Origin of the sequence: Janthinobacterium sp. Ant5-2-1, from assembly GCF_001445815.1 — a bacterium.
GTDB classification, from domain to species: domain Bacteria; phylum Pseudomonadota; class Gammaproteobacteria; order Burkholderiales; family Burkholderiaceae_D; genus Janthinobacterium; species Janthinobacterium lividum_E.
In genome coordinates this window covers 19,181-42,048 of sequence record NZ_LNCE01000030.1, presented here as the reverse complement: position 1 = coordinate 42,048, position 22,868 = coordinate 19,181, and the positions used below count along the sequence as shown (strand labels likewise).

Genomic DNA, 22,868 nt, shown 5'->3' with positions numbered 1-22,868 from the left:
TAACCTTAAAACGTCAGTTTCCGGAACATCCGGTTTCGATTTTCATGGAAAAGCATGGACATCGCTAGCTCATCGTGTATTATTAAAAAACGAGATGAAATGTCCCAATTTTTTAAACATTATGAGCGGACCCGCATGAAAACCAACTCCTCAGCGATAACACGCGTTGTCGACAAGAACATTCCCTACCTGTCTTCCGCCGTTGCCATCTGGCGTCCCCGCGCCGTACTGCGCAGCTGGCCGGGCGTGGCCATCGCGCTGGTGATCGCCCTGTCGGCTACCTTTATTTCCAGCAATTATGGCGGCCCGCAACTGCTGTATGCGCTGTTCTTCGGTCTGGCCTTCCACTTCCTCGCGTCCGATCCCACCTGCAAGCCCGGCATCGAGTTTTGCAGCAAGGTGTTGTTGCGCACGGGCGTGGCCCTGCTGGGGGCGCGCATCACCTTCAACCAGATCGCGTCGGTCGGCGTGACGCCGTTATTGATCGTCGTCGGCGGCCTGGTGGCGACTTTGGGCTTCGGCTATCTGCTGGCCAGGTGGCTCAAGCGCCCCATCACGGAAGGGATCTTGTCCGGCGGTTCCGTCGCCATCTGCGGCGCGTCGGCCGCGCTGGCTATCTCGGCCGTGCTGCCGCAAACGAAGGAAAACGAAAAATTCACCCTGCTGACGGTGGTCGGCGTGACGACCTTGTCGACTCTGGCCATGATCGTCTACCCGCTGCTGGTCAAGCTGCTGGGTTTTGATCCCACGGAAGCGGGCGTGTTCATTGGCGGCACTATCCACGACGTGGCGCAAGTGGTGGGCGCCGGCTACCTGGTCAGTAACCACACGGGCGACGTGGCCACCTTCGTGAAACTGACGCGCGTTGCCTGCCTCGTGCCCGTCGTGCTGGGCCTGTCGATCATGTTCAAGCGCAAGGAAGGCAAGAGCGAAGTCGACGCGCCGCCGCTCGTGCCTTTCTTCCTGATCGGCTTTGTCTGGCTCGTCATTACCAACAGCCTGGGCCTGATTCCGCAGGAAGTGAATGGCTGGATCAACAACGCTTCGCGCGCCTGCCTCGTCATCGCCATTGCCGCACTGGGCGTGAAAACGTCGTTCCAGTCGCTGGCCTCGCTGGGCTGGCGTCCCGTGATCATGCTGGTGATGGAAACCGTGTGGATCGCCGCCTTCGTCGCCATCGCCGTGCTGCTGACGCGCTAAGCCAGGGCCAGCCGCCATGAATATCCTAGTCCTCGGCGCCGGCGTGGTCGGCACGGCATCGGCCTGGTACTTGCGCCAGGCGGGCCACGACGTGCGCGTGCTCGAGCGCCAGGCGGGCGCTGCGCAGGAAACGAGCTTTGGCAATGGCGGCCAGATTTCCGTCTCGCACGCGGAGCCGTGGGCCAATCCCGCCACCCTGCACAAGGTCGTGCGCTGGCTGGGCAAGGACGACGCGCCGCTGCTGTTCCGTCCCCGTCTCGATACGCTGCAATGGCAGTGGGCCTTGCATTATTTGCGCGAATGCCTGCCGGCTAGGGTGTCGCGCAACATGCGCCAGATCGTCGCCCTGGCCGAGTACAGCCGCCAGAGCCTGCAAGCCTTGCGCCGCGAGACGGGCATCGCGTATGACCACCTCGAGCGGGGTATTTTGCATTTCTATACGGACCAGCAGGAGTTCGATAAATCGCAGTCGGGCGCCGCGCTCTTGCGCGAGCTGGGCTGCCCGCGCAACACCGTCAGCGCCGATGAAGTGATCCGGCTGGAACCGGCCCTGCGCCACGCGCGCGGCCAGATTGTCGGCGGCGATTTTACGGCCAGCGACGAGTCGGGCGACGTGCATTTGTTTACCACGGCCTTGGCGGTCCGCGCGGCCGCTGCCGGCGTGGATTTTCAGTACGGCACGACGGTGACGCGCCTGCTGGCGGATGGCGAACGCATCACGGGCGTGGAATGCATCGATGCGCACGGTCGCCACCGCCTGGAATACGCGGATGCCGTGGTGGTGGCCATGGGCAGCTTTTCCGCACCGCTGCTGCAGCCGCTGGGCATCCGCCTGATGCTGTATCCGGGCAAAGGTTATTCCGCCACGTATCCGATACTCGACCCCGTCAGCGCACCGGTCGTGTCGCTGACGGACGACGGCCACAAACTGGTGTTTTCACGGCTGGGCGAGCGCCTGCGCGTGGCGGGCACGTGCGAGCTGAACGGCTACACGCGCGAACTGAACCCCGTGCGCTGCGCCGCCATCACGCGCAGAGTGCAGGCGCTGTTTCCTGGTGCTTGCGATTACAGCGACCCCGTCTATTGGGCCGGCTTGCGCCCGCTCACGCCATCGAACGTGCCGTACATCGGTACGACGCGCTACCGCCAGCTCTACCTCAACACGGGCCACGGCACTCTGGGCTGGACCATGGGCTGCGGCGCGGGCAGGGCGATCGCCGACCTCGTGTCGGGACGACGGCCGGAAGTCGATTTTGCGTTTTGCGGGGAACGCTTGGCGCCGCAGTCTGCGGTAGAGGAATTCCGGGGTCAGACCCGCCGGGGAAATGTACCCCAATGGGGCACATTTCAATCCCGACGGGACTGACCCCAGCTTTAACTTAGGAGATCACGATGAGAGACGACGCCACCCCCAGCCAGCCACCGATCGGCCTGACCCTGGCCGGCACCACCTACCAGTCGCGCCTGCTGGTCGGCACGGGCAAGTACAAGGATTTCGAGGAAACGCGCCTGGCCATCGAAGAGAGCGGCGCCGAGATCGTCACGGTCACGATCCGCAGGGTCAACATTGGCCAGGAAAAGGGCGAGCCGAACCTGCTCGACTTCATTCCGCCATCGAAATATACGATCCTGCCCAACACGGGCGGCTGCTACAACGCGCGCGACGCCGTCTACACCTTGCAGCTGGCGCGCGAGCTGCTGGGCGGGCACCAGTTGTGCAAGCTGGAAGTGCTCGGCGATGAAAAGACCCTGTTCCCGAACATGCCGGAAACGCTGAAAGCGGCGCAGGAGCTGGTGCGCGACGGCTTCCAGGTGATGGTGTACTGCAGCGACGACCCCATCCAGGCGCGCATGCTGGAAGACATCGGCTGCATCGCCGTCATGCCGCTGGCGTCCCTGATCGGCTCGGGCATGGGCATTTTGAATCCGTGGAACCTGTCGCTGATCATCGAGCAAGCTCGTGTGCCCGTGCTGGTCGACGCCGGTGTCGGCACGGCGTCGGACGCGGCCATCGCCATGGAGCTCGGTTGCGACGGCATCCTGATGAATACCGCCATCGCGGCGGCGCGCGAACCGGTGCGCATGGCGCGTGCCATGAAACTGGCAGTGCAGGGCGGACGCGAGGCCTATCTGGCCGGACGCATGCCCCGGAGGGCAGGCGTCATGAGCGCCTCGCCCTCGTCGCCGATGGCCGGGCTGATCGCCTGAGCCCGATTTGCAGCAAGGCAGTTGATGATTGTTTCAAGCGTTTATAAAAACCACAATACCTGGAGATGACATGAAACACACACTCGTAGCGGCAGCCGTCCTGGCTTCCTTCTTCGCCGGCAGCGCCAGCGCCCAGTCGTCCGTCACTGTGTACGGCTTGCTCGACGCGGGCCTGACGTCCGAACACGGCGGCGCGGACGGTTCCGTCACCAAGCTGGCGACCGGCGTGCAGTCGGGCAGCCGCATCGGCTTCAAGGGCACGGAAGACCTGGGCAACAACCTGAAAGCCAACTTCCTGCTGGAAAATGGTCTCGACGTGGACACGGGCGCCAACCGCCAGGGCGCCCTGTTCGGGCGCAAGGCTTACGTGGGCCTGTCGGGCGGCTTTGGCGCCGTGAACCTAGGCTTGCAGCATAACCCGCTGTTCACCGCGCTGGACAATATCGACCCCTTCGAGACGGGCATGACGGGCGCCTCGATCAACCTGATGAGCGTGGCCAGCCTGCGCACGAAAAACTCCATCATGTATGAAACGCCGAAGGTGAACGGCTTGTCGGCCGCCGTGATGGTTGGCCTCGGCGAAAAGCCGGACAGCAACACCCTGGGCCGCACCATCGACTTTTCAATCGATTACGCCAACGGCCCGCTCGTGCTGACCCTGGCGCACGACAACCGCAAGGACACGCCGCTGAACACGGCCAAGGTGACCTTGCTGGGCGGCACCTACGACTTCGGCCCCGCCAAGCTGCACGCCGCGTATGAGACGGACAAGGATGACGCGGGCACGGATTTCCGCAGCTACATGCTGGGCGCGTCGGCCCCCGTGGGCGCGGCGGGCAGCGTGATGGCGTCTTATATCAAGAAGGATGACCGCACGAATGCGCGCCGCGGCGGGCGCCAGCTGGCCATCGGCTACACCTATGCCTTGTCCAAGCGCACGAACCTGTACACCTCGTACGGCCGCATCAACAACGATGGCGCGGGCACCAACTTTGTCGGCGACGCATCGAGCGGCGGCAGCGTGCCCTTGCCTGGGCATAACTCGAGCGCCTTCACGGCCGGCATGCGTTTGAAGTTTTAAGCACGGCGAGGCTGGTAGAGATGGCGGCTTGTCTGTTGCGGATAAGCCGCCATTGTTGTTTCAGCGGTGGACCTAAGTCGCGGATTCCGGATTCAGGAATGAAACAGTCCGATTTTTCATGAATTTTCATTGACAGCACATTTCGCAACCGTTAAATTGAACATGTATTTCAAATATCGGAACAAAATATACCGATTTTTCATAAAACTGTAAGGAGACTGAGCCATGACCGATTTGTCCGACCAAAAAGCCGCCGCCGCTGCCGTTCCCGTTGGCCCGCAAAAGATGACGCCTTCCGAAGCGTTCGTGGAAACCCTGGCCGCCAATGGCGTGACCGACATGTTCGGCATCATGGGCTCGGCCTTCATGGACCCGATGGATATCTTTGCCCCCGCCGGCATCCGCCTGATCCCTGTCGTGCACGAGCAGGGCGCCGGCCACATGGCTGACGGTTACGCCCGCGTCTCGGGCCGCCATGGCGTCGTCATCGGCCAGAACGGCCCCGGCATCAGCAATTGCGTGACGGCGATTGCCGCCGCCTACTGGGCGCACACGCCGGTCGTGATCATTACCCCGGAAACGGGCACGATGAGCATGGGCCTGGGCGGCTTCCAGGAAGCGAACCAGTTGCCGATGTTCGAGGAATTTACGAAGTACCAGGGTCACGTCACCAATCCGGCCCGCATGGCGGAATTCACGGGCCGCTGCTTTGACCGCGCCATGTCCGAAATGGGCCCGACCCAGCTGAACATCCCGCGCGACTATTTTTATGGCGAAATCAAGGCCGAGATCCCGAAGCCGAACCGCCTGGACCGTGGTGCCGGCGGCGAACAAAGCCTCAACGATGCGGCCGAACTGCTGGCCAAGGCCAAGTTCCCCGTGATCATCTCGGGCGGCGGCGTCGTCATGGGCGAAGCGATTGACGAGTGCAAGGCGCTGGCCGAGCGCCTGGGCGCCCCGGTGGTGAACAGCTATCTGCACAACGACTCGTTCCCCGCCAGCCATCCGCTGTGGTGCGGTCCGCTCGGTTATCAAGGTTCGAAAGCGGCGATGAAACTGATCGCCAAGGCCGACGTCGTCGTCGCGCTCGGTTCGCGCCTGGGCCCGTTCGGCACCTTGCCGCAGCACGGCATGGATTACTGGCCAAAGAACGCGAAGATCATCCAGATCGACGCGGACAACAAGATGCTGGGTCTGGTAAAGAAAATCTCCGTCGGTATCTGCGGCGACGCCAAGGCGGCCGCCAAGGCCATCCTGTCCCGCCTGGACGGCAAGAGCCTCGACTGCGACGCGACGCGCGACGAGCGCTATGCCACTGTGCAAGCGGAGAAGGCCGCGTGGGAAGAGGAATTGACCGACTGGACGCATGAAAAAGATGCGTACAGCCTGGACATGATCGAAGAGCAGAAGAAAGAGCCGGGCAACTACCTGCACCCGCGCCAGGTCTTGCGCGAGCTGGAAAAAGCCATGCCGGAAGACGTGATGGTGTCGACCGACATCGGCAACATCAACTCGGTGGCGAACAGCTACCTGCGCTTTGAAAAGCCGCGCAGCTTCTTTGCGGCGATGAGCTTTGGCAACTGCGGCTATGCCTTCCCGACCATCATCGGCGCGAAAGTGGCCGCACCGCACCGTCCGGCCGTGTCGTATGCGGGCGATGGCGCCTGGGGCATGAGCCTGATGGAAACGATGACCTGCGTGCGCCACAACATACCCGTGACGGCCGTGGTCTTCCACAACCGCCAGTGGGGCGCGGAAAAGAAAAACCAGGTCGATTTCTACAACCGCCGTTTCGTTGCCGGTGAGCTCGACAACCAGAGCTTTGCCGAGATTGCGCGGGCCATGGGCGCCGAAGGTATCACGGTCGACAAGCTGGAAGACGTGGGTCCGGCCTTGAAAAAGGCGATCGACATGCAGATGAATGAAGGCAAGACGACCATCATCGAAATCATGTGCACGCGCGAGCTGGGCGACCCGTTCCGCCGCGATGCGCTGAGCAAGCCTGTTCGTCATTTGGACAAGTACAAAGACTACGTTTGATGCGCTGGTGTTGTTGGATTACGCCCTCTGGGCTAATCCAACCTACGGGTACTGCATCCGCATGCGCGTAATCCCACAGCACCCTGACCGATCCTTGTATGACCCCGGCAATCGCGCCGGGTTTTATGTGCCGGAACCATGCCTCATGCTTCCATGGTTCCGGCATTTTTTTACCGAATTGGAGTCGCCATGAAAGCCCTGCACCGCATCATCGCGCAAGCCCGCGCCGTGCCGAAACACATCGTCTTGTGCGAGGGCGGCGATGCGCGCGTATTGCAGGCGGCCGCGCGTGCCGCTGCCGAAGGTCTGGCGCACATCACCATCGTCGGCCAGCCGGCCGGCATCCTGGCCCTGGCGCAAGAGCACGCGCTGGACCTGGACGCCGTGCGCCTGGTCGACCCGGTAGAGTCCAGCGAGTCGGAACACTACGCCCAGCAATTGTTCGTGCTGCGCCAGGCCAAGGGCATGACGGTGGAGCAAGCGAGGATCGCCGTGCAGGACCCGCTGTGCTACGCCAACCTGATGGTGCGCCTGGGCGATGCGGACGGCTGCGTGGCGGGAGCCGTGCACACGACCGCCGACGTGGTGCGCAGCGCCATCCAGATCATCGGCGTCGATCCGGCCTTCAAGCTCGTGTCGAGCTTTTTCCTGATGATGCTGTGCGAACCTTTCCACAGCCTCAAGGGCGGTTTCATCTTTTCCGACTGCGCTTTGGTGGTCGATCCGAAGGCCGAGGAATTGGCCGACATTGCCATGGCCGCCGCCGACAGCGCGCAAGCCTTGCTGATGGAAGAGCCACGCGTGGCCATGCTGTCGTTTTCCACCAGCGGCAGCGCCCACCACGCGGCCGTCGACAAGGTGCACGCGGCAACGGACAAGGTCAAGGCCCAGCGCCCGCTGCTGGCCATCGATGGCGACGTGCAGCTCGATGCGGCCATCGTGGCCGAGATTTCGCAGCGCAAGGTCAAGGATTCAGTCGTCAACGGCCGCGCCAATGTGCTGGTGTTCCCGAACCTCGATGCGGGCAATATCGGCTACAAGCTGGCCGAACGCATGGGCGGCGCCGTCGCCATTGGCCCCTTGTTGCAAGGCTTGAAGAAACCGGCCAACGATCTGTCGCGCGGCTGCAGCGCGATTGACGTGTATAACGTGATTGCGGTCACGTCTGTGCAGGCCCAGGGTGGGCGCTGAGTTGTTCAGCTGGCCCGTGCTGGCGCTGCTGGGCGTGGTGGCGGCGGGCACGTATTTCCAGACCGTCACGGGCTTTGGCCTGGGCATGATCGTCATGGGCGTGGCCAGCGGCCTGGGCCTGGCGCCCGTGCCCGCGCTGGCGGCCCTCGTCAGTTTGCTTTCCCTGGCCAATTGCCTCGTGGCCTTGCCGGGCGCCTTGCACCACCTGGACTGGCGCGCCATCCGCGCGGCCAGCATCGGCTTGCTGCCGGCCATGGCGGCCGGCGTCTTGCTGTTGGGATATTTGGACCAGGCGTATGCGCCCATCCTGAAACTCTTGCTGGGCGCGGCCATCGTGTATGGCGGCGTCAGCATCTTGCTGCAGGCGCCGCCGGGGCCGGGCGCGGCCGACAAGCGCAGCTTCTTCATTAGCGGCGTGTGCGGCGGCCTGTTCTCGGGCCTGTTTTCGCTGGCCGGACCGCCGCTCGTGTACCAGTTCTACCGCCAGGAAATGAGTTTAAAGACCATCCGCTACAGCCTGATTTTTTTGTTCGCCATCAGCGCGGGCGGGCGCTCCTTGATGGCGGGCAGCCAGGGCCAGCTCGACGCAAAAGTGCTGTTGCTGTGCGCGCTGGCCTTGCCCGTGGGCGTGCTGGCCACCATGGCCGGCAAGCGCTACCCGCCGCCGATCGCGCAGCGCGGCATGCGCCGTATCGCGTTTGCCGTGCTGACCTTGATTGGTCTTTCCTTGATGGCGGCGGCCGTGCCGCAATTGTTCGGTTAATCGTGCGGCGCTTGCAAAATATGCAAACAGCCTTTATATTCGCGGTTCTTTCTAGAACCTCTTCCTTATTGGAGCCAAAAGTGCCTCGCTTCTTCGCCATCACCTGCTAACGCTGACGAAATGCTCTTTGCAGCATCGTTCGGCGCGTTGACGCCCCCGATTGCTGCGGCACTGCTCTTTCCGCACACGTATCCAAGACTACGCTCTTGATCGTCCACGCCCGAACACGTCGTCAGCACCCCTGACCCTGTATGGACACGCCCCGGTGAACGCGGCGTGGGACGCTATGTTTTTACAATCTCTACCCTTATTCAAATACCCGCGCACGCCGCACCTGGAAGGCTCGCGCCTGCAGGATGGCGACGACGGCTCGGACCAGATGCCCCTGAAAAAGCTGGCCGGACAGTACGTCGTCATCGAGGAAAAAATCGATGGCGCCAACTCCGCCGTGTCGTTCAGCGATGCGGGCGAAGTGCTGCTGCAGTCGCGCGGCCATTACTTGGCGGGCGGCGGCAGCGAACGCCAGTTCAACCTGTTGAAACCGTGGGCGCATGCGCACGAACACGCCTTGCTGGGCTTGCTGGAAGACCAGTATGTGCTGTTTGGCGAATGGTCGTACAGCAAGCATTCCGTGTATTACGACCGCTTGCCCCATTACTTCAATGAGTTCGACGTGTATTGCCGCCGCAGCCAGATGTTTTTGTCGACGGCGCGCCGCCACGCCATGCTGGCCGGCTCGCCCGTGCTGTCCGTGCCCGTGCTGTATGCAGGATTGATGCCGGCCACGCCGAAGCAGTTGTGGCAGTTGCTGCGCCATTCGCTGGCCAAGTCCCGTCTGTGGCGCGACGCTTTTGAAAGTGCGGTGGCGCGCGAGCGCCTGCCTTTGGACTTGTGCTGGAAGCAGACGGACAAGTCCGACCACGCGGAAGGCCTGTACCTGAAAGTGGAAGACGACGAGCAAGTGCTGGCCCGCTACAAGCTGGTGCGCCATGACTTCACGCAAACCATCCTCGACAGCGGTTCGCACCACAGCACGCGGCCCTTGATCCCGAACCAGCTGGCCGAGGGCGTGGACCTGTACGCGCCGCAGCCGCTCGTCAGCTGGGAAAGCCTGGGCTTGCATACCTGCCGTTCGCTCGACGAACTGGCAGCTTTATCGAGGAGTACAACATGATGAACTGGAAAACCCTGCAGCAACTGGTGCCCGTGCCTGGCCAGTCGCCCGATTTCAACGCTTGCCTGGCCGCCTTCCCGCAGCTGGAACTGGCGAAGATGACGCCGCAAAATCCCGTGTACCACGCGGAAGGCGATGTGTGGACGCATACGATGATGGTGGTGGAGTCCTTGCTGGCCATGCCCGAGTACCAGACTGCCACGCGCGCGGAACAGGAAATCGTGTTTCTTGCCGCCTTGCTGCACGACGTGGCCAAGTGCAGCACCACGGTGATCGACCCGGTAACGGGCGCTATCGGCCAGCCCGGCCACTCGCGCAAGGGCGCACTCGATGCACGTATCGCCCTGTGGGATTGCGACGTGCCGTTTGCCGTGCGCGAAGAAATCTGCCGCCTGATTAATGTGCACCAGGTGCCGTTCTTTGCGCTGGAAACGTCGCGGCGCGGCGTCACGCCAGAGTTCACCGTGCGCGAACTGTCGTGGCAAGTCGATATCCGCTTGCTGGCCATGCTGGCCGAGGCCGATATCCGCGGCCGCATCTGCCCCGATCCGCAGCGCATACTCGACGCCATCGAGCTGTTCCGCGAACTGGCGCGCGAGGAGGGCTGCTATGGCCAGCGGCGCGCATTCGTCGACGATCACACGCGCGTCAAATATTTTCGCGGCGCCGAGGCGCATCCCGATTACCCCCTGTTCCAGGAGCCGGGTTCGCACGTGATCGTCATGTCGGGCTTGCCCGCGTCGGGCAAGAATACGTGGGTGGACAAGCACCATCCGCGCCTGCCCGTCGTGTCGTTCGACGATGCACGCATCGCCCTGGGTTTGAAGCACGGCAAGAACGAAGGGCAGGTGGGCGACTATGCGGAAGAGCGGGCGCGCGAACTGTTGCGCCGTAGCGAGCCGTTCGTGTGGAACGCCACGCATCTGTCCAAACTGATGCGCGAAAAGACGCTCAACCTGCTGTACAAGTACCACGCGCAGGTGGAGCTCGTGTACCTGGAGCAGCCGCGCAAGGAATTACTGCGGCGCAACGGCCAGCGCGACACGTCGCTCAGCAACAAAAAGCTGCAGGGCATGCTGTGGAACTGGGAAATCCCGCTGCCGATGGAAGCGCATGCCGTGCGTTACTGTGTGGACTAGCCCTGCCGCGGTCAAGCGCCGTTGAAAGCGCTTGACCGGGCGGGCGCCACGCGCCATGCTGGGCGCATGACACTTGTTTTCCCTTCTTTCCTGTAAGCCAGCCGCAGTGCCGCCCCGCTGGGGGTGGGCCGCCGCATGGCCATCTTTGATCTCATCACATCATCTGCGAGCGCTGCCGCCCCGGCATGGGGTGCGCCTGCGCTCGCCAAAGGAAAAGAACATGAAAACAATGCATCTCGCCGTCGCCGGCGCCTCCGGACAAATGGGCACCCTCGTCGTCAATGAGCTCATCGAGCTGCGCGCCCGCCATCCGGGCATGACGCTCACCGCCATCACCCGCACGCCTGAGCGTCATGCGGCGTGGCAAGAACAGGGTATCTGCGTGCGCTTCGGCGACTTTGACCAGCCGCAGGGCCTGGCCGCCGCTTTCCACGGCGTCGAGCGCCTGCTGTTGATCAGTACGAATACCATCGACGATACGGGACGGCGGCTGGCGCAGCACCGCCATGCCATCGAAGCGGCGCGCCAGGCCGGCGTCGGGCATATCGTCTACACCTCGTTCATGCAGCCGGAAGAGGGCAAGAGCTCGCTGCTGAACGACGACCACCGGGCCACGGAAGCGTTGCTGAAAGAGAGTGGCATCGGCCACACGATCTTGCGCAATGCGTTTTACCAGGATTTGCTGCTGGTGGTGCTCGGCACTGCCGCCGTGGATGGCCAGTTGCGCACGGCGATGGGGCAAGGCCATGTGTCATACGTAGCGCGCGAGGATTGCGCCCATGCCGCCGCCGCGGCCCTGGCGGATGGCTACCTTGGCAGCCGCATCCTGGACATTACCGGCCCGGCTGCCATCGATGCGCAGGCGCTGGCCGCTATCGCCGCCCAGGTATTCGACAGGCCCATTCAGGTCGTGGCTCTCGATGCGGAAGAGCGCGTGCGCCATTTCATTGCCGGCGGCATGGCGGCGCCGATGGCGCAGATGCTGGCAGGCATCGAGCGCTGGCTGGCCACCGATGCGATGCACATTGTCAGTGACGACTATGGCGCGTTGACGGGCAGGCATGCGTCGCCCGTGCAAGCCTTCCTGCAGGCGCTTACGCCGGCATAACGATCACTTTTTCCGCCCACCGAGCAACTGCGCGATCTCGCTGAACAGTTCATTGTTCAGCGAGGCGGGCAGGGTGGTGGCCAGGCTGCGGCTGTAGTAGGCGCCCAGGTCCAGCCCCAATCCCAGACCGCAGATTTCCACGGCGCCCTGCGCTTCGCGGCGCGCCACCACTTGTTTCAGATGTTGCGCCAGGTAAAACTCGTCGTTGGCCAGATTCGTGGCCGTGTCCATCGGGCAACCGTCGGATACGACGAGCAGGATGCGCCGTCGTTCCGGGCGCGCCAGCATGCGCTTGCACGACCAGTCCACGGCTTCGCCATCGACGCCTTCGCGGTACAAATCCGCCTTCAGCAAGGCCGCGATGTCGGGCCGCGCGCGGCGCCAGCTGGTATCGCCATCCTTGAAGACCATGTGCACGAGTTCATTCAAGCGGCCGGGGTTGGCGGGCGAGCGGGCGCGCATCCAGTCGCGTTTGGCTCGTCCGCCGTTCCACTCGCCCGTCGTAAAGCCCAGCAACTCGGTGGCAACGCTGGCCTGATCCAGCGCGCGCAGCAATATGTCGAGCAGCACGGCCACGGATTCCGCATGCGTCTTCATGGAACCGGAGCAGTCGACGAGAAAGGTGACGAGGCAATCGGTCTGGGGCAGGAATTGTTCCTTGCGAAACAGTCTGCGCTCTGACGGTGAGCTGATCAGCTGCGCCAGCCGCCGGCCGTCGATGTATCCCTCTTCCTCGCCAAACGACCAGCCGTCGCGCTGAGGCACGGCCAGCAATTGCGTGAAACGTCGCGCCAGGCGGGCCGTGTTGATGCCCAGGCTGGCGATGCGAGCATCCATGCGTTCGCGGTATTCGAGCAGCAGGGCGCGGCGGACCAATTCACCCGCTTTTTCTTCGCGGTCGTATGGGGTGGAATAGGCCTTGTAGCCGCCATCGCCGTCGCTGAAGGCGCGGCTCTCGCCCAGCGGGGCGGCATCGGGAAGGTGGTCGTTATCGCTGTCGAAATCGAGCAGCAGCTTGAAGGCGGCCTGCGCCTTGGCGTCGCCTGCGTCGTCCTGGCCGCCATCGCGAGCCGATTGCGCGTCTTTCAGCATGGCATCGACGGCGTGGGCAATAGCCAGTGCATGGTGTGCAAAGGCCGCCTGGGACAACCGGTGGCGGCGCAATCCTGCCAGGTCGCCGCTCAGTTGCGAGGACACAGACCAGCGTGTCGCTTCGATAAAATCTTCCGTCTTTTCCAGCACGGGCCTGGCCGTCAGGCGCGACCAGCACATCTGGAATACCGTGTACAGCAGCAAGCCCGAAGCGCCCTCGGCCAGGCCGGAATCGTAGAACGCGTGCGACCAGGCCGTGAAACGGTGGCGCAGGTTGCCGATCACGCCAGCGTGCTGTTCGGGCGCCAAGGTTTCAACCCTTAACTGTTCCAGTAATTCAAAGACGAGGCGCGCCACCGGTTCGGCCGGACACAGTGAGCGGTGCAGCTTGGCGTCCGTATGCAGCAGGCGCAGGGCCACGCTGTCGGCCGCGCCGCGCAAGGACGGCAAGTCCCGCAGCGCCGCATCGGGCTGCAGATGGGCTGCGTGGATGGGCAGCGGTCGGTGGCCGTCGTGCAGGCGCCGGCCCCGGTAGCGTATCGAGGGAGCAGCGCTGAGGGCGCGGATGGCGCCCGCGCACAGTTCATCCGTTTCCTGCTGCTCGCGCGTGTAGGCGGCAGGCGCCGTTGCTTCGGCGCTCATGCCTGGCTCGCCAGCAATTCCTCATTGAAACAGCGCTGGTAATACTCGGCCACCATGGGCCGCTCTGCCTCGTCGCATTTATTGAGGAAGGACAGGCGGAAGGCCAGCGCCGGGTCGCGGAAGATCTGGCAGTTTTCCGCCCAGGTAATCACCGTGCGTGGCGACATCAGGCAAGCCAGGTCGCCCGCCGCATAACCATGGCGCGTGAGGCTGGCCACGGCCACCATGCTGGCGGCCAGCTGGCGGCCCGCCTCGTCGTTCATCGCGGGGACACGCGCCAGCACGATCTCCGTTTCCTCCTCCTGCGGCAAGTAGTTCAAGGTGGCAACGATGTTCCAGCGGTCGATCTGCGCGTGGTTGAGCACTTGGGTGCCGTGGTACATGCCGTTCAAGTTGCCAAGACCCACCGTGTTCGAGGTGGCGAACAGGCGGAAGTGGGGATGGGGCGTGATGACCCGGTTCTGGTCGAGCAGGGTGAACTTGCCGTCGCGCTCGAGGATGCGCTGGATGACGAACATCACGTCGGGGCGGCCCGCGTCGTACTCGTCGAAGATCAGGGCCACGGGCCGTTGCAGCGACCAGGGCACGATGCCTTCCTGGAATTCCGTCACCTGCTGCTGTTCGCGCAGCACGATGGCGTCCTTGCCGACCAGATCCAGGCGGCTGATGTGGCCGTCGAGGTTGACCCGCACGCAAGGCCAGTTCAGGCGCGCCGCCACCTGCTCGATATGCGTGGACTTGCCCGTGCCGTGCAAGCCTTGCACCATCACGCGGCGGTTGTGTGTGAAGCCGGCCAGTATCGCCAGGGTCACGTCCTTGTTGAAGCGGTAGGCGGGGTCGATGTCGGGCACGTGCGGGTCGCGCTCCGTGAAAACGGGCACGAGCAGGTCGCTGTCGATATGGAACAGGCTGCGCACGGACTGCAAGGTTTGCGCTGCTGCGGCGGGGGGATGTTGGCGTGAATCTGGCACCTTGTTCTCCTGTGAAACCGCAGCATGGGCGCTACGGCGGTTATGAATGACCGGTTTGCAATGCGTCGTCGTCCCCGCCCGTCGTCGGCATGGTTTCCGATTCGATGGCGGCCAGGGCTTGCGCGGCGCGCTGCAATGCTGGCAAGAAATGTAAAGCTTTGTCGTGCGTCAAGCGGATGATGGGCGCCTGGATGGCCACGGCCAGGTTCGAGCGGCCGTTCGGGTTCGGCACCAGCACGGCCACGCACAGCAGGCCGGGCAGGAATTCCTCGTCGTCCAGCGCATAGCCGTTGCGGCGCACCAGTTCCAGTTCGCGTTCGAGCTTGACGGGGTCCGTTTCCGTCTTGTCCGTAAAGCGCGTCAATTCCATGTGGCCCAGCAGGCGGCGTCGTTGCACGGGCGTCATTTGCGCCAGGAACAGCTTGCCACTGGACGAGCAGTGGGCCGGCACGCGCGAACCTGGATGCAGATAGAAGCGCAGCGGGGCCGCCGTTTCCACGCGGTCCAGGTACACCACTTCGCTGCCGCTGAAGGCCGTCAGGTTGCAGCTTTCGCCCACTTCCTCGACCAGCTGGCGCAAGACCATGCGGCGGGCGCCATGGAAAGTGTTGTTAATCAGGAGGTTCGACGCCAGGCGGCGCAGGCGCACGCCCGTGCTGTAGTGGCGGCCATCGCTTTCGCGCTGCAGCACGCCCACGCTTTCCAGCTGTTGCAGCATGCGGTGCAGGGTGGGTTTCGGTAGCCCCGTTTCTTCCACCAGCGCCTGCAGCGACAGCAACTGGTCTTTTTCGGCAATCACTTCCAGCAAAGCAAACAAACGCATCGTGGGCGTGTCGCCTTCCAGTTTTTCCGGCTCAAGTTTTGGGGATGAAATCATGTCCATGGTGGCCTCGGTTGTCTGTCTGAGTGTTATTTCATTTTCGAACTCAAATTGTACCGTTTCCTCGAAATTCTGTTTGACTTTTGATTGCTGAACGCTTAAATTGAATTGTATATCAAATTTCGGAACAAAATATACCGTTTTTTGATAATTCAACCGAAGCTTATCACCACAGACCAGGAGACACCCCATGAATGACATGACCGACCAAAAAGCCGCCGCCGCCGCCGTCCCCGTTGGCCCGCAAAAGATGACGCCTTCCGAAGCGTTCGTGGAAACCCTGGCCGCCAATGGCGTGACCGATATGTTCGGCATCATGGGCTCGGCCTTCATGGACCCGATGGACATTTTTGCACCCGCCGGCATCCGCCTGATCCCCGTCGTGCACGAGCAGGGCGCCGGCCACATGGCTGACGGTTACGCCCGCGTCTCGGGCCGCCATGGCGTCGTCATCGGCCAGAACGGCCCCGGCATCAGCAATTGCGTCACCGCCATCGCGGCCGCCTACTGGGCGCACACGCCCGTCGTGATCATCACGCCGGAGACGGGCACCATGAGCATGGGCCTGGGCGGCTTCCAGGAAGCGAACCAGCTGCCGATGTTCGAAGAATTTACGAAGTACCAAGGTCACGTGACCAATCCGGCCCGCATGGCGGAATTTACAGGCCGTTGTTTCGACCGCGCCATGTCGGAAATGGGCCCGACCCAGCTGAACATTCCGCGCGACTATTTTTATGGGGAAATCAAGGCCGAGATTCCAAAGCCGAACCGCCTGGACCGCGGCGCCGGCGGCGAACAAAGCCTCGACGATGCGGCCGAATTGCTGGCCAAGGCCAAGTTCCCCGTGATTATCTCGGGCGGCGGCGTCGTCATGGGCGAAGCCATCGAAGAGTGCAAGGCGCTGGCCGAGCGCCTGGGTGCCCCCGTCGTCAACAGCTATCTGCACAACGACTCGTTTCCCGCCAGCCACCCGCTGTGGTGTGGTCCACTCGGCTACCAGGGTTCGAAAGCGGCGATGAAACTGATCGCCAAGGCCGACGTTGTCGTCGCCTTAGGCTCGCGCCTGGGCCCGTTCGGCACCTTGCCGCAGCACGGCATGGATTACTGGCCAAAGAACGCGAAGATCATCCAGATCGACGCGGACAACAAGATGCTGGGCCTGGTCAAAAAGATTTCCGTGGGCATCTGCGGCGATGCCAAGGCGGCCGCCAAAGCCATCCTGGCACGCCTGGACGGCAAGACGCTCGACTGCGACGCGACGCGCGACGAGCGCTATGCCACCGTGCAAGCCGAAAAAGCGGCATGGGAAGAGGAATTGACGAACTGGACGCATGAAAAAGATGCGTACAGCCTGGACATGATCGAAGAGCAAAAGAAGGAGCCTGGCAGCTATCTGCACCCGCGCCAGGTCTTGCGCGAGCTGGAAAAAGCCATGCCGGAAGACGTGATGGTGTCGACCGACATCGGCAACATCAACTCGGTGGCGAACAGCTATCTGCGCTTTGAAAAGCCGCGCAGCTTCTTTGCGGCGATGAGCTTTGGCAACTGCGGCTATGCGTTCCCGACCATCATCGGCGCGAAAGTGGCCGCACCGCACCGTCCGGCCGTGTCGTATGCGGGCGATGGCGCCTGGGGCATGAGCTTGATGGAAACGATGACCTGCGTGCGCCACAACATTCCCGTGACGGCCGTGGTCTTCCACAACCGCCAGTGGGGCGCGGAAAAGAAAAACCAGGTCGATTTCTACAACCGACGTTTTGTTGCCGGTGAGCTCGACAACCAGAGCTTTGCCGAGATCGCGCGGGCCATGGGTGCCGAAGGCATCACGGTCGACAAGCTGGAAGACGTGGGTCCGGCCTTGAAAAAGGCGATCGACATGCAGATGAATGAAGGCAAGACGACCATCATTGAAATCATGTGCACGCGCGAGCTGGGCGACCCGTTCCGCCGCGATGCGCTGAGCAAACCTGTGCGGCATCTGGACAAGTATAAAGATTACGTTTGATGCGCTGGTGTTGTTGGATTACGCCCTCTGGGCTAATCCAACCTACCCAACCTACCCAACCTACCCAACCTACCCAACCTACGCGTGGTGCTGGCGTAGGTCGGATTAGCCGGGCCTCGGCCCGGCGTAATCCGACACAGCGTTGTGACGAAATTCTCACACATTGTCACTTCTGCATCGCTATTTCAATAAAGAATACAAACCGTCCCGGTATTTGAATTATTTGATTTGACAAGCCCAGGCATTCAGCTTAAATTCAATAAAATACTAAAAAACGGAACGAAAAGTACCAAATTCCACTCACGGAGACAAAAATGAACACACGAGTACCTACCGACGCCGTCACCACTGACTTCCTGCAAGCGTTCGGCGATGCCTGGAACCGCCACGATATCGATGCCCTGATGGCTGCCATGGCCGACGACTGCGAATTCCACGCCGTGGCCGGCCCTGATCTGCTGGGCAAGAGTTTTATTGGCCGCGACGCCGTGCGCGCCGGCTTCGAGCTGGCCTGGCAAACCTTCCCTGACGCCGCCTGGCTCAATCCCGTGCACTTCGTCAGCGGCGAGCGCGGCGTGACGGAATCGACGTTTGCCGGCACCAAGGCGGACGGCACGCGCATCGAAGCGCGCATGGTCGATATCTTCACCTTCCGCGACGGCAAGATAGCAGTAAAAAATGCCTTCCGCAAGGATCGCCCACCCGTCGCGACCGGCAACAAAGCCGCCTGAGCCAGCACGTTCACCGGGAATGATCATGAACAAACCTGTCGACACCCCATCTGACGTACTGGGCACCAGCACCGCCGCCCGCACGTCCTACGATCCCGCCTACGATCCGCTGGTGGCCCAGCGCCCCGGCCACGGCAATGCCTACGCGCCCACCTACTGGATCGGCACGGCCGGCGAGCCGCCTGCCGACGACGGCCCCATCACGCATGACATCGACGTCGACGTGGCCATCATCGGCTCGGGTTTTACCGGCCTCTCCTGCGCCATCTTCCTGGCCCAGGAGCACGGCATCAAGGCGACCGTGCTGGAAGCGAACCGGGTCAGCTGGGGCTGCAGCACGCGCAATGGCGGCCAGGCGCAATGCACGACGGGCCGCCTGAAGCGCTCGCAGTGGATTGATCGCTACGGCATGGACACGGCCCTGAAACTGCACGCGGAAGTGTGCGACGCGATGGAAACGTTCAAGAAGATCACGGCCGACATCGATTGCGAGCCGCAGCCGGGCGGCCACCTGTACATCGCCCATAAGGCGAAAGCCATGCCCGCGCTGGAAAAAGAAGCCAAGATCATGCGCGAGATCTTCAAGTACGACGCGCGCATCCTCGACGCCGACACCGTCAAGCGCGAATTCGTCGACGACAAGGAAGCGGCCGGCGCGCTGCACGAGCCGGAAGGCATCGGCATCCATGCGGGCAAGCTGGCGTTCGGCTACCTGCGCAAGGCCCGTGCGCTGGGCGCCAAGGTGCACCCGTCGAGCCCCGTGATGGGCTGGGAAACGCGCAACGGCGTGCATTATCTGCAAACGCCGGGCGGCGTGGTGCGTGCCCGTTCCGTGGCCGTGGCCACGGGCGGCTACACCTCGCCGCATCTGCATCCGCAAGTGAAGAACCGCCTGTTGCCGATCTTGTCCAACTCGCTCGTCACGCGCCCGTTGACGCCGGCGGAAATCGAGGCGTGCAACTTCCGCACCCACCAGGTGATCACGGATACGCGCATCTTGCGCCACTACTACCGCCTGATGCCGGACAACCGCGTGCAGATCGGCAGCCGCAGCGCCATCACGGGCGCCGACGCGCCGGACGAGAAGTACAAACAGTTTTTGATCAACGATCTGCACCGCAAGTTCCCTGCGCTGACGGGCATCGCCATCGATTACTCGTGGTGGGGCTGGGTCGACGTCAGCCACGACATGATGCCGCGCATCGTGCAACCGGATCCGAAGCAATCGATCTTCTATTCGCTCGGCTACGGCGGCAACGGCGTCATGTACTCGGCGCAGGCGGGCCGGCGCATGGCCGAGCGCATCGCCGGCAAGGCCAGCGACACGGGCTTGCCGATCTTCAATTCGAAACTGCCGTACCCGAACATGATGGAACTGGTCGAGTCGCAAGCGTTCGCCCCGTTCCGCCGCCTGGGCCAGCGCTTCTTGTACCGCTGGTATCACCTGAAAGATGAAGTGTTTTAAATCGCAGTAGCCGTACCAAGCCGCCGTATGGTTGACAAAGAGCAACCAGCGGCGCCTGTTCCGCAAGGAGCAGATATTGCCCGAACGTTCACACATAACAATAAATCTTGGAGTGAGACATGAACACAAATACGAGCAAAACGGTTTTTTCAACGATGCGCCGCGCCGTCCTCGGCACCCTGGTGCTGGGTGTAGTGGCGGCCTCCAGCGGTACCGCCTTCGCGCAAAGCAAGGAAGTGACGATTGCCTACCAGGAAATCAACGGTCCCTTCCTCGTCGCGATCGCCAGCGGCGAAGTGGAAAAAACCACCGGCTATAAAATCAACTGGCGCAAGTTCGATTCGGGCGCCAAGGTAGCCACCGGCATGGCGTCCGGCGACGTGCAGATCGGTGTCATCGGTTCGAGTCCCTTGACGGCGGCCGTCAGCCGCGGCGTCGATCTGCAGCTGTTCTGGATCATCGACGACATCAATGAAGCCGAAGCCATGGTGGCCCGCAATGGCGCCGGCATCGCCAAGCCGACGGACTTGCGCGGCAAGAAGATCGCCGTGCCTTTCGTTTCCACCACGCACTTCCATACCATGTTCGCGCTGGAAACGTGGGGCATCAAGCCCACGGAAGTGAAATTGCTCAACATGCAGCCGAACCAGATCGCCGCCGCCTGGGAACGGGGCGACATCGATGCCGCCTTCGTGTGGGATCCGGCCTTGAGCAAGCTCAAGCAAAACGGCAAGGTACTCGTCACTTCCGGCGAATTGAGCAAGAAGGGCAAGGCCACGTTCGACGGCATGGCCGTCGAACGCGCCTGGGGCGAAGCGAATGCCGACTTCATGGCCAAGTTCGTCAAGGTGATGGCTACCGCCGACGCCGACTACCGCGCCAATCCGAAGGCGTGGACCATCGATTCCCCGCAAGTGAAGGCCAACGTCAAGCATTCGGGCGCGGCCGCCAAGGACGTGGCCGCTTCCGTGGCTCTGTACGCCTACCCATCGCTGCAGGAGCAGGCTTCGCCGGCCTGGCTCGGTGGCGGCGCGAAGGGCGGCGTGGCGCAAGCCTTGCTGGCCACGGCGCAATTCCTCAAGGGCGAAGGCAAGATCGACACCCTGGCAACTGATTACGCCAAGTATGTGACACCCAGGTATGCACAGGCCGCCGGCCTGCTGAAGTAAACGTTGTGCGATGGCGCGCCTGCGGGCGCGCTGACTGAACAGAGAGCGTTGAACTGAAGTGATTACACCTATGCGGGGCACATGATGGAAAATCTCTACGTCAAGGATGTCAGCGTGATTTATCCGGGCAAGACGGCCGGTGAACGCGTACATGCCTTAAATAATATTAATCTCACCATCAATAGCGGCGACTTCGTCGTCGCGCTGGGCGCCTCGGGCTGCGGCAAGACTACCTTGCTGAGCCTGATGGCGGGCTTTATCGCCCCGTCCAAGGGCGAAATCATGTTGGGCAGCAACAAAGTGGAAGGGCCGGGCGCCGACCGTGGCGTCGTGTTCCAGAAACATGCCTTGCTGCCATGGCTGAACGTGATGGAAAACGTGGAATTCGGCTTGAAGCTGCAAGGGGTTGCTAAAGCCGTGCGGCGCGAACAGGCGGCAAAAAACCTGGCGCTGGTCGGCTTGAAGGACTTTCACGACAATATGATTTATCAGTTGTCAGGCGGCATGCAGCAAAGGGTGGGCATCGCCCGCGCCCTGACCAGCAATCCCGCCATGCTGCTGATGGATGAACCGATGGCGGCGCTCGATGCGCTCACGCGCGAAACCATCCAGGAATTGCTGCTCGATATCTGGGCCAAGTCCAGCACCATGTTCTTCTTCATCACCCACAGCGTCGACGAGGCGCTGTTCCTGGCGAACCGGCTGATCGTCATGTCGCCCCGCCCGGGCCGCATCACGCACACGTATGAACTCGATTTCAACAAGCGCTTCCTCGAATGCCGCGATGCGCGCGCCGTGAAATCGAGCCCGGACTTCATCAAGATGCGCGAAACTGTGCTCAACATCATTTATGGCGACGAGCGCGCAGTCAATAAAGAGCTGGAGGTGTCCCATGCATAGCCCATCCGCCGTGGGATTTCCTCCCACCACCGCCAAGCGCGCCGGCTTCTTTGGCCGCCTGTTCGCTCCCCGCTGCGCCATGCCCGGCGAAGCGTTCGGCGCGCCGGGGCAGGGCAATTCCAGCCGCATCGCCACCGTCACCGTCATCGCTGTATTGCTGTTGTGGTTTGGCGTGACGGCCAGCGGCATGGTCAAACCGCTGTTCCTGCCGTCGCCGCAAGCCGTGTATGAAAAATTCATCATGGCCGCCACCACCGGTTTCGGCGGCGCCACCTTGTGGGAACACACTGTCGCCAGTCTGGTGCGGGTGTTCGGCGCGTTTGGCCTGGCGTGCCTGTTCGCCATTCCCGTCGGCGTGATGATGGGCGTCAACCGCGTGGCACGCGGCATCTTCGATCCCTTGATCGAGTTCTACCGCCCGCTGCCGCCGCTCGCTTACTTGCCACTGGTTATCATCTGGTTCGGCATTGGCGAGTTTTCGAAGGTCTACCTGATCTTCCTGGCCATCTTTGCACCGATGGCCATCGCGGCCCGCGCCGGCGTCAGCTCCGTGTCGCTGGAGCAAATCCACGCGGCGTACTCGATGGGCGCCACCCGTTTCCAAGTGATCGTGCACGTGATTCTGCGTGCCGCGATTCCGGAAATCCTCACCGGCATGCGCATCGGCATCGGCGTGGGCTGGACCACCCTGGTGGCGGGCGAAATGGTGGCGGCCACACGCGGCCTCGGCTACATGGTGCTCAGCGCTTCCGAGTTCCTGGCCAGCGATGTGGTGATCATGGGCATTATCGTGATCGGCTTCTTTGCTTTCCTGTTTGATTTGATGATGCGTTACCTCGAACGTACCCTCGTGCCATGGAAGGGCAAGGTGTAAGACGTTCTTGGGAGTGGCGCGCACGCCACAAGTGTTGCCGCCGCTCCCATTTTTAAAGCAGCAATAGTTCAGCAATAACCCGCAATACCCCGTACTTACTCTCCAGCGCGATTGCCCCTTGGGCGCCGCGCCGGGCCGCTGCATTTCCAGATTGACTTATGGCATGCAGCCAACCAGACTGATTTGATGATGTATCGATGCTGCTTGACGGTGTTGCCTAAATAAAACAAAGCCG

19 protein-coding genes are annotated in these 22,868 nt (G+C 62.4%); 16 read left to right on the top strand and 3 right to left on the bottom strand.

Translation table 11 applies throughout. The annotated features are described in order from the left end of the window. Positions 1-135: 135 nt before the first annotated feature. The 10 genes from ASN89_RS10800 to ASN89_RS10755 all read left to right on the top strand — a co-directional run bounded on the left by ASN89_RS10800 (position 136) and on the right by ASN89_RS10755 (position 11,904). Positions 136-1,200 carry a YeiH family protein gene (locus tag ASN89_RS10800; protein ID WP_082654522.1) on the top strand — a complete coding sequence of 355 codons (1,065 nt, stop codon included), beginning with the start codon at positions 136-138 and terminating at the stop codon, positions 1,198-1,200. A gap of 16 nt (positions 1,201-1,216) precedes the next feature. After that, complete coding sequence (locus ASN89_RS10795) at positions 1,217-2,566, top strand: D-amino acid dehydrogenase (RefSeq protein ID WP_082654521.1); 1,350 nt, start codon at positions 1,217-1,219, stop codon at positions 2,564-2,566. 26 nt (positions 2,567-2,592) lie between these two features. Next, positions 2,593-3,408: a thiazole synthase gene (locus ASN89_RS10790; RefSeq protein WP_058049275.1), complete on the top strand. Its 816-nt coding sequence runs from the start codon at positions 2,593-2,595 to the stop codon at positions 3,406-3,408. A 70-nt stretch (positions 3,409-3,478) separates the two neighbouring features. Then, positions 3,479-4,489: a porin gene (locus tag ASN89_RS10785; RefSeq protein WP_058049274.1), complete on the top strand. Its 1,011-nt coding sequence runs from the start codon at positions 3,479-3,481 to the stop codon at positions 4,487-4,489. 225 nt (positions 4,490-4,714) lie between these two features. Beyond that, positions 4,715-6,529, top strand: coding sequence for a sulfoacetaldehyde acetyltransferase (gene xsc, locus ASN89_RS10780; RefSeq protein WP_058049273.1), 1,815 nt, complete (start codon positions 4,715-4,717; stop codon positions 6,527-6,529). A gap of 189 nt (positions 6,530-6,718) precedes the next feature. Further along, positions 6,719-7,720, top strand: coding sequence for a phosphate acetyltransferase (gene pta / locus ASN89_RS10775; protein WP_058049272.1), 1,002 nt, complete (start codon positions 6,719-6,721; stop codon positions 7,718-7,720). A 1-nt stretch (position 7,721) separates the two neighbouring features. Next, positions 7,722-8,483 carry a sulfite exporter TauE/SafE family protein gene (locus ASN89_RS10770; RefSeq protein ID WP_235432947.1) on the top strand — a complete coding sequence of 254 codons (762 nt, stop codon included), beginning with the start codon at positions 7,722-7,724 and terminating at the stop codon, positions 8,481-8,483. Positions 8,484-8,769: 286 nt separating this feature from the next. Then, positions 8,770-9,657 (top strand): RNA ligase family protein, encoded by an 888-nt coding sequence (locus ASN89_RS10765; RefSeq protein WP_058049271.1) that lies wholly within the window; start codon positions 8,770-8,772, stop codon positions 9,655-9,657. Further along, the gene (locus ASN89_RS10760) at positions 9,654-10,796 is read left to right on the top strand and encodes an AAA family ATPase (protein WP_414842513.1); all 1,143 of its coding nucleotides are present in this window, start codon (positions 9,654-9,656) and stop codon (positions 10,794-10,796) included. The genes ASN89_RS10765 and ASN89_RS10760 overlap by 4 nt, the downstream gene beginning before the upstream one ends. A gap of 220 nt (positions 10,797-11,016) precedes the next feature. After that, complete coding sequence (locus ASN89_RS10755; RefSeq protein ID WP_082654520.1) at positions 11,017-11,904, top strand: NAD(P)H-binding protein; 888 nt, start codon at positions 11,017-11,019, stop codon at positions 11,902-11,904. A gap of 3 nt (positions 11,905-11,907) precedes the next feature. Here ASN89_RS10755 and ASN89_RS10750 read toward each other — a convergent pair whose 3' ends face one another. From ASN89_RS10750 to ASN89_RS10740, 3 genes are read right to left on the bottom strand one after another with little or no spacing between them, the layout of a single operon-like run. Beyond that, positions 11,908-13,638: a cobaltochelatase CobT-related protein gene (locus ASN89_RS10750; protein ID WP_058049269.1), complete on the bottom strand. Its 1,731-nt coding sequence runs from the start codon at positions 13,636-13,638 to the stop codon at positions 11,908-11,910. Next, complete coding sequence (locus tag ASN89_RS10745; RefSeq protein ID WP_082654519.1) at positions 13,635-14,609, bottom strand: AAA family ATPase; 975 nt, start codon at positions 14,607-14,609, stop codon at positions 13,635-13,637. Before ASN89_RS10745 ends, ASN89_RS10750 begins: the two co-directional genes overlap by 4 nt. A gap of 40 nt (positions 14,610-14,649) precedes the next feature. Continuing rightward, the gene (locus ASN89_RS10740) at positions 14,650-15,486 is read right to left on the bottom strand and encodes an IclR family transcriptional regulator (protein ID WP_374106902.1); all 837 of its coding nucleotides are present in this window, start codon (positions 15,484-15,486) and stop codon (positions 14,650-14,652) included. A gap of 202 nt (positions 15,487-15,688) precedes the next feature. Between ASN89_RS10740 and xsc (ASN89_RS10735) the strand changes: the two genes are divergently transcribed. The 6 genes from xsc (ASN89_RS10735) to ASN89_RS10710 all read left to right on the top strand — a co-directional run bounded on the left by xsc (ASN89_RS10735) (position 15,689) and on the right by ASN89_RS10710 (position 22,633). Beyond that, positions 15,689-17,494: a sulfoacetaldehyde acetyltransferase gene (gene xsc / locus ASN89_RS10735; protein WP_058049277.1), complete on the top strand. Its 1,806-nt coding sequence runs from the start codon at positions 15,689-15,691 to the stop codon at positions 17,492-17,494. A 314-nt stretch (positions 17,495-17,808) separates the two neighbouring features. Beyond that, positions 17,809-18,225, top strand: a complete 417-nt coding sequence (locus ASN89_RS10730) for a nuclear transport factor 2 family protein (protein WP_046683317.1) — start codon at positions 17,809-17,811, stop codon at positions 18,223-18,225. Positions 18,226-18,250: 25 nt separating this feature from the next. Continuing rightward, a complete protein-coding gene (locus ASN89_RS10725) occupies positions 18,251-19,690 on the top strand; it encodes an NAD(P)/FAD-dependent oxidoreductase (protein ID WP_046683325.1) in 1,440 nt (479 codons plus the stop codon). Between the two features lie 119 nt (positions 19,691-19,809). Then, positions 19,810-20,859: a taurine ABC transporter substrate-binding protein gene (tauA, locus tag ASN89_RS10720; RefSeq protein WP_058049268.1), complete on the top strand. Its 1,050-nt coding sequence runs from the start codon at positions 19,810-19,812 to the stop codon at positions 20,857-20,859. An 84-nt stretch (positions 20,860-20,943) separates the two neighbouring features. Further along, entirely contained in the window at positions 20,944-21,759 is an 816-nt protein-coding gene (locus ASN89_RS10715) for a taurine ABC transporter ATP-binding protein (RefSeq protein ID WP_035828937.1), read from the top strand. Between the two features lie 79 nt (positions 21,760-21,838). Beyond that, positions 21,839-22,633 (top strand): ABC transporter permease subunit, encoded by a 795-nt coding sequence (locus ASN89_RS10710; RefSeq protein ID WP_058049276.1) that lies wholly within the window; start codon positions 21,839-21,841, stop codon positions 22,631-22,633. Positions 22,634-22,868: the final 235 nt, after the last annotated feature.

Excerpts from the sequence above, each read along its gene's own strand:
- ASN89_RS10800 (WP_082654522.1), top strand. The coding sequence starts at position 136 with ATGAAAACCAACTCCTCAGCGATAACACGCGTTGTCGACAAGAACATT.
- ASN89_RS10795 (WP_082654521.1), top strand. The coding sequence starts at position 1,217 with ATGAATATCCTAGTCCTCGGCGCCGGCGTGGTCGGCACGGCATCGGCC.
- ASN89_RS10790 (WP_058049275.1), top strand. The coding sequence starts at position 2,593 with ATGAGAGACGACGCCACCCCCAGCCAGCCACCGATCGGCCTGACCCTG.
- ASN89_RS10785 (WP_058049274.1), top strand. The coding sequence starts at position 3,479 with ATGAAACACACACTCGTAGCGGCAGCCGTCCTGGCTTCCTTCTTCGCC.
- xsc (WP_058049273.1), top strand. The coding sequence starts at position 4,715 with ATGACCGATTTGTCCGACCAAAAAGCCGCCGCCGCTGCCGTTCCCGTT.
- pta (WP_058049272.1), top strand. The coding sequence starts at position 6,719 with ATGAAAGCCCTGCACCGCATCATCGCGCAAGCCCGCGCCGTGCCGAAA.
- ASN89_RS10765 (WP_058049271.1), top strand. The coding sequence starts at position 8,770 with ATGTTTTTACAATCTCTACCCTTATTCAAATACCCGCGCACGCCGCAC.
- ASN89_RS10760 (WP_414842513.1), top strand. The coding sequence starts at position 9,654 with ATGATGAACTGGAAAACCCTGCAGCAACTGGTGCCCGTGCCTGGCCAG.
- ASN89_RS10755 (WP_082654520.1), top strand. The coding sequence starts at position 11,017 with ATGAAAACAATGCATCTCGCCGTCGCCGGCGCCTCCGGACAAATGGGC.
- ASN89_RS10750 (WP_058049269.1), bottom strand. The coding sequence starts at position 13,638 with ATGAGCGCCGAAGCAACGGCGCCTGCCGCCTACACGCGCGAGCAGCAG.
- ASN89_RS10740 (WP_374106902.1), bottom strand. The coding sequence starts at position 15,486 with ATGATTTCATCCCCAAAACTTGAGCCGGAAAAACTGGAAGGCGACACG.
- xsc (WP_058049277.1), top strand. The coding sequence starts at position 15,689 with ATGACCGACCAAAAAGCCGCCGCCGCCGCCGTCCCCGTTGGCCCGCAA.
- ASN89_RS10730 (WP_046683317.1), top strand. The coding sequence starts at position 17,809 with ATGAACACACGAGTACCTACCGACGCCGTCACCACTGACTTCCTGCAA.
- ASN89_RS10725 (WP_046683325.1), top strand. The coding sequence starts at position 18,251 with ATGAACAAACCTGTCGACACCCCATCTGACGTACTGGGCACCAGCACC.
- tauA (WP_058049268.1), top strand. The coding sequence starts at position 19,810 with ATGAACACAAATACGAGCAAAACGGTTTTTTCAACGATGCGCCGCGCC.
- ASN89_RS10715 (WP_035828937.1), top strand. The coding sequence starts at position 20,944 with ATGGAAAATCTCTACGTCAAGGATGTCAGCGTGATTTATCCGGGCAAG.
- ASN89_RS10710 (WP_058049276.1), top strand. The coding sequence starts at position 21,839 with ATGCCCGGCGAAGCGTTCGGCGCGCCGGGGCAGGGCAATTCCAGCCGC.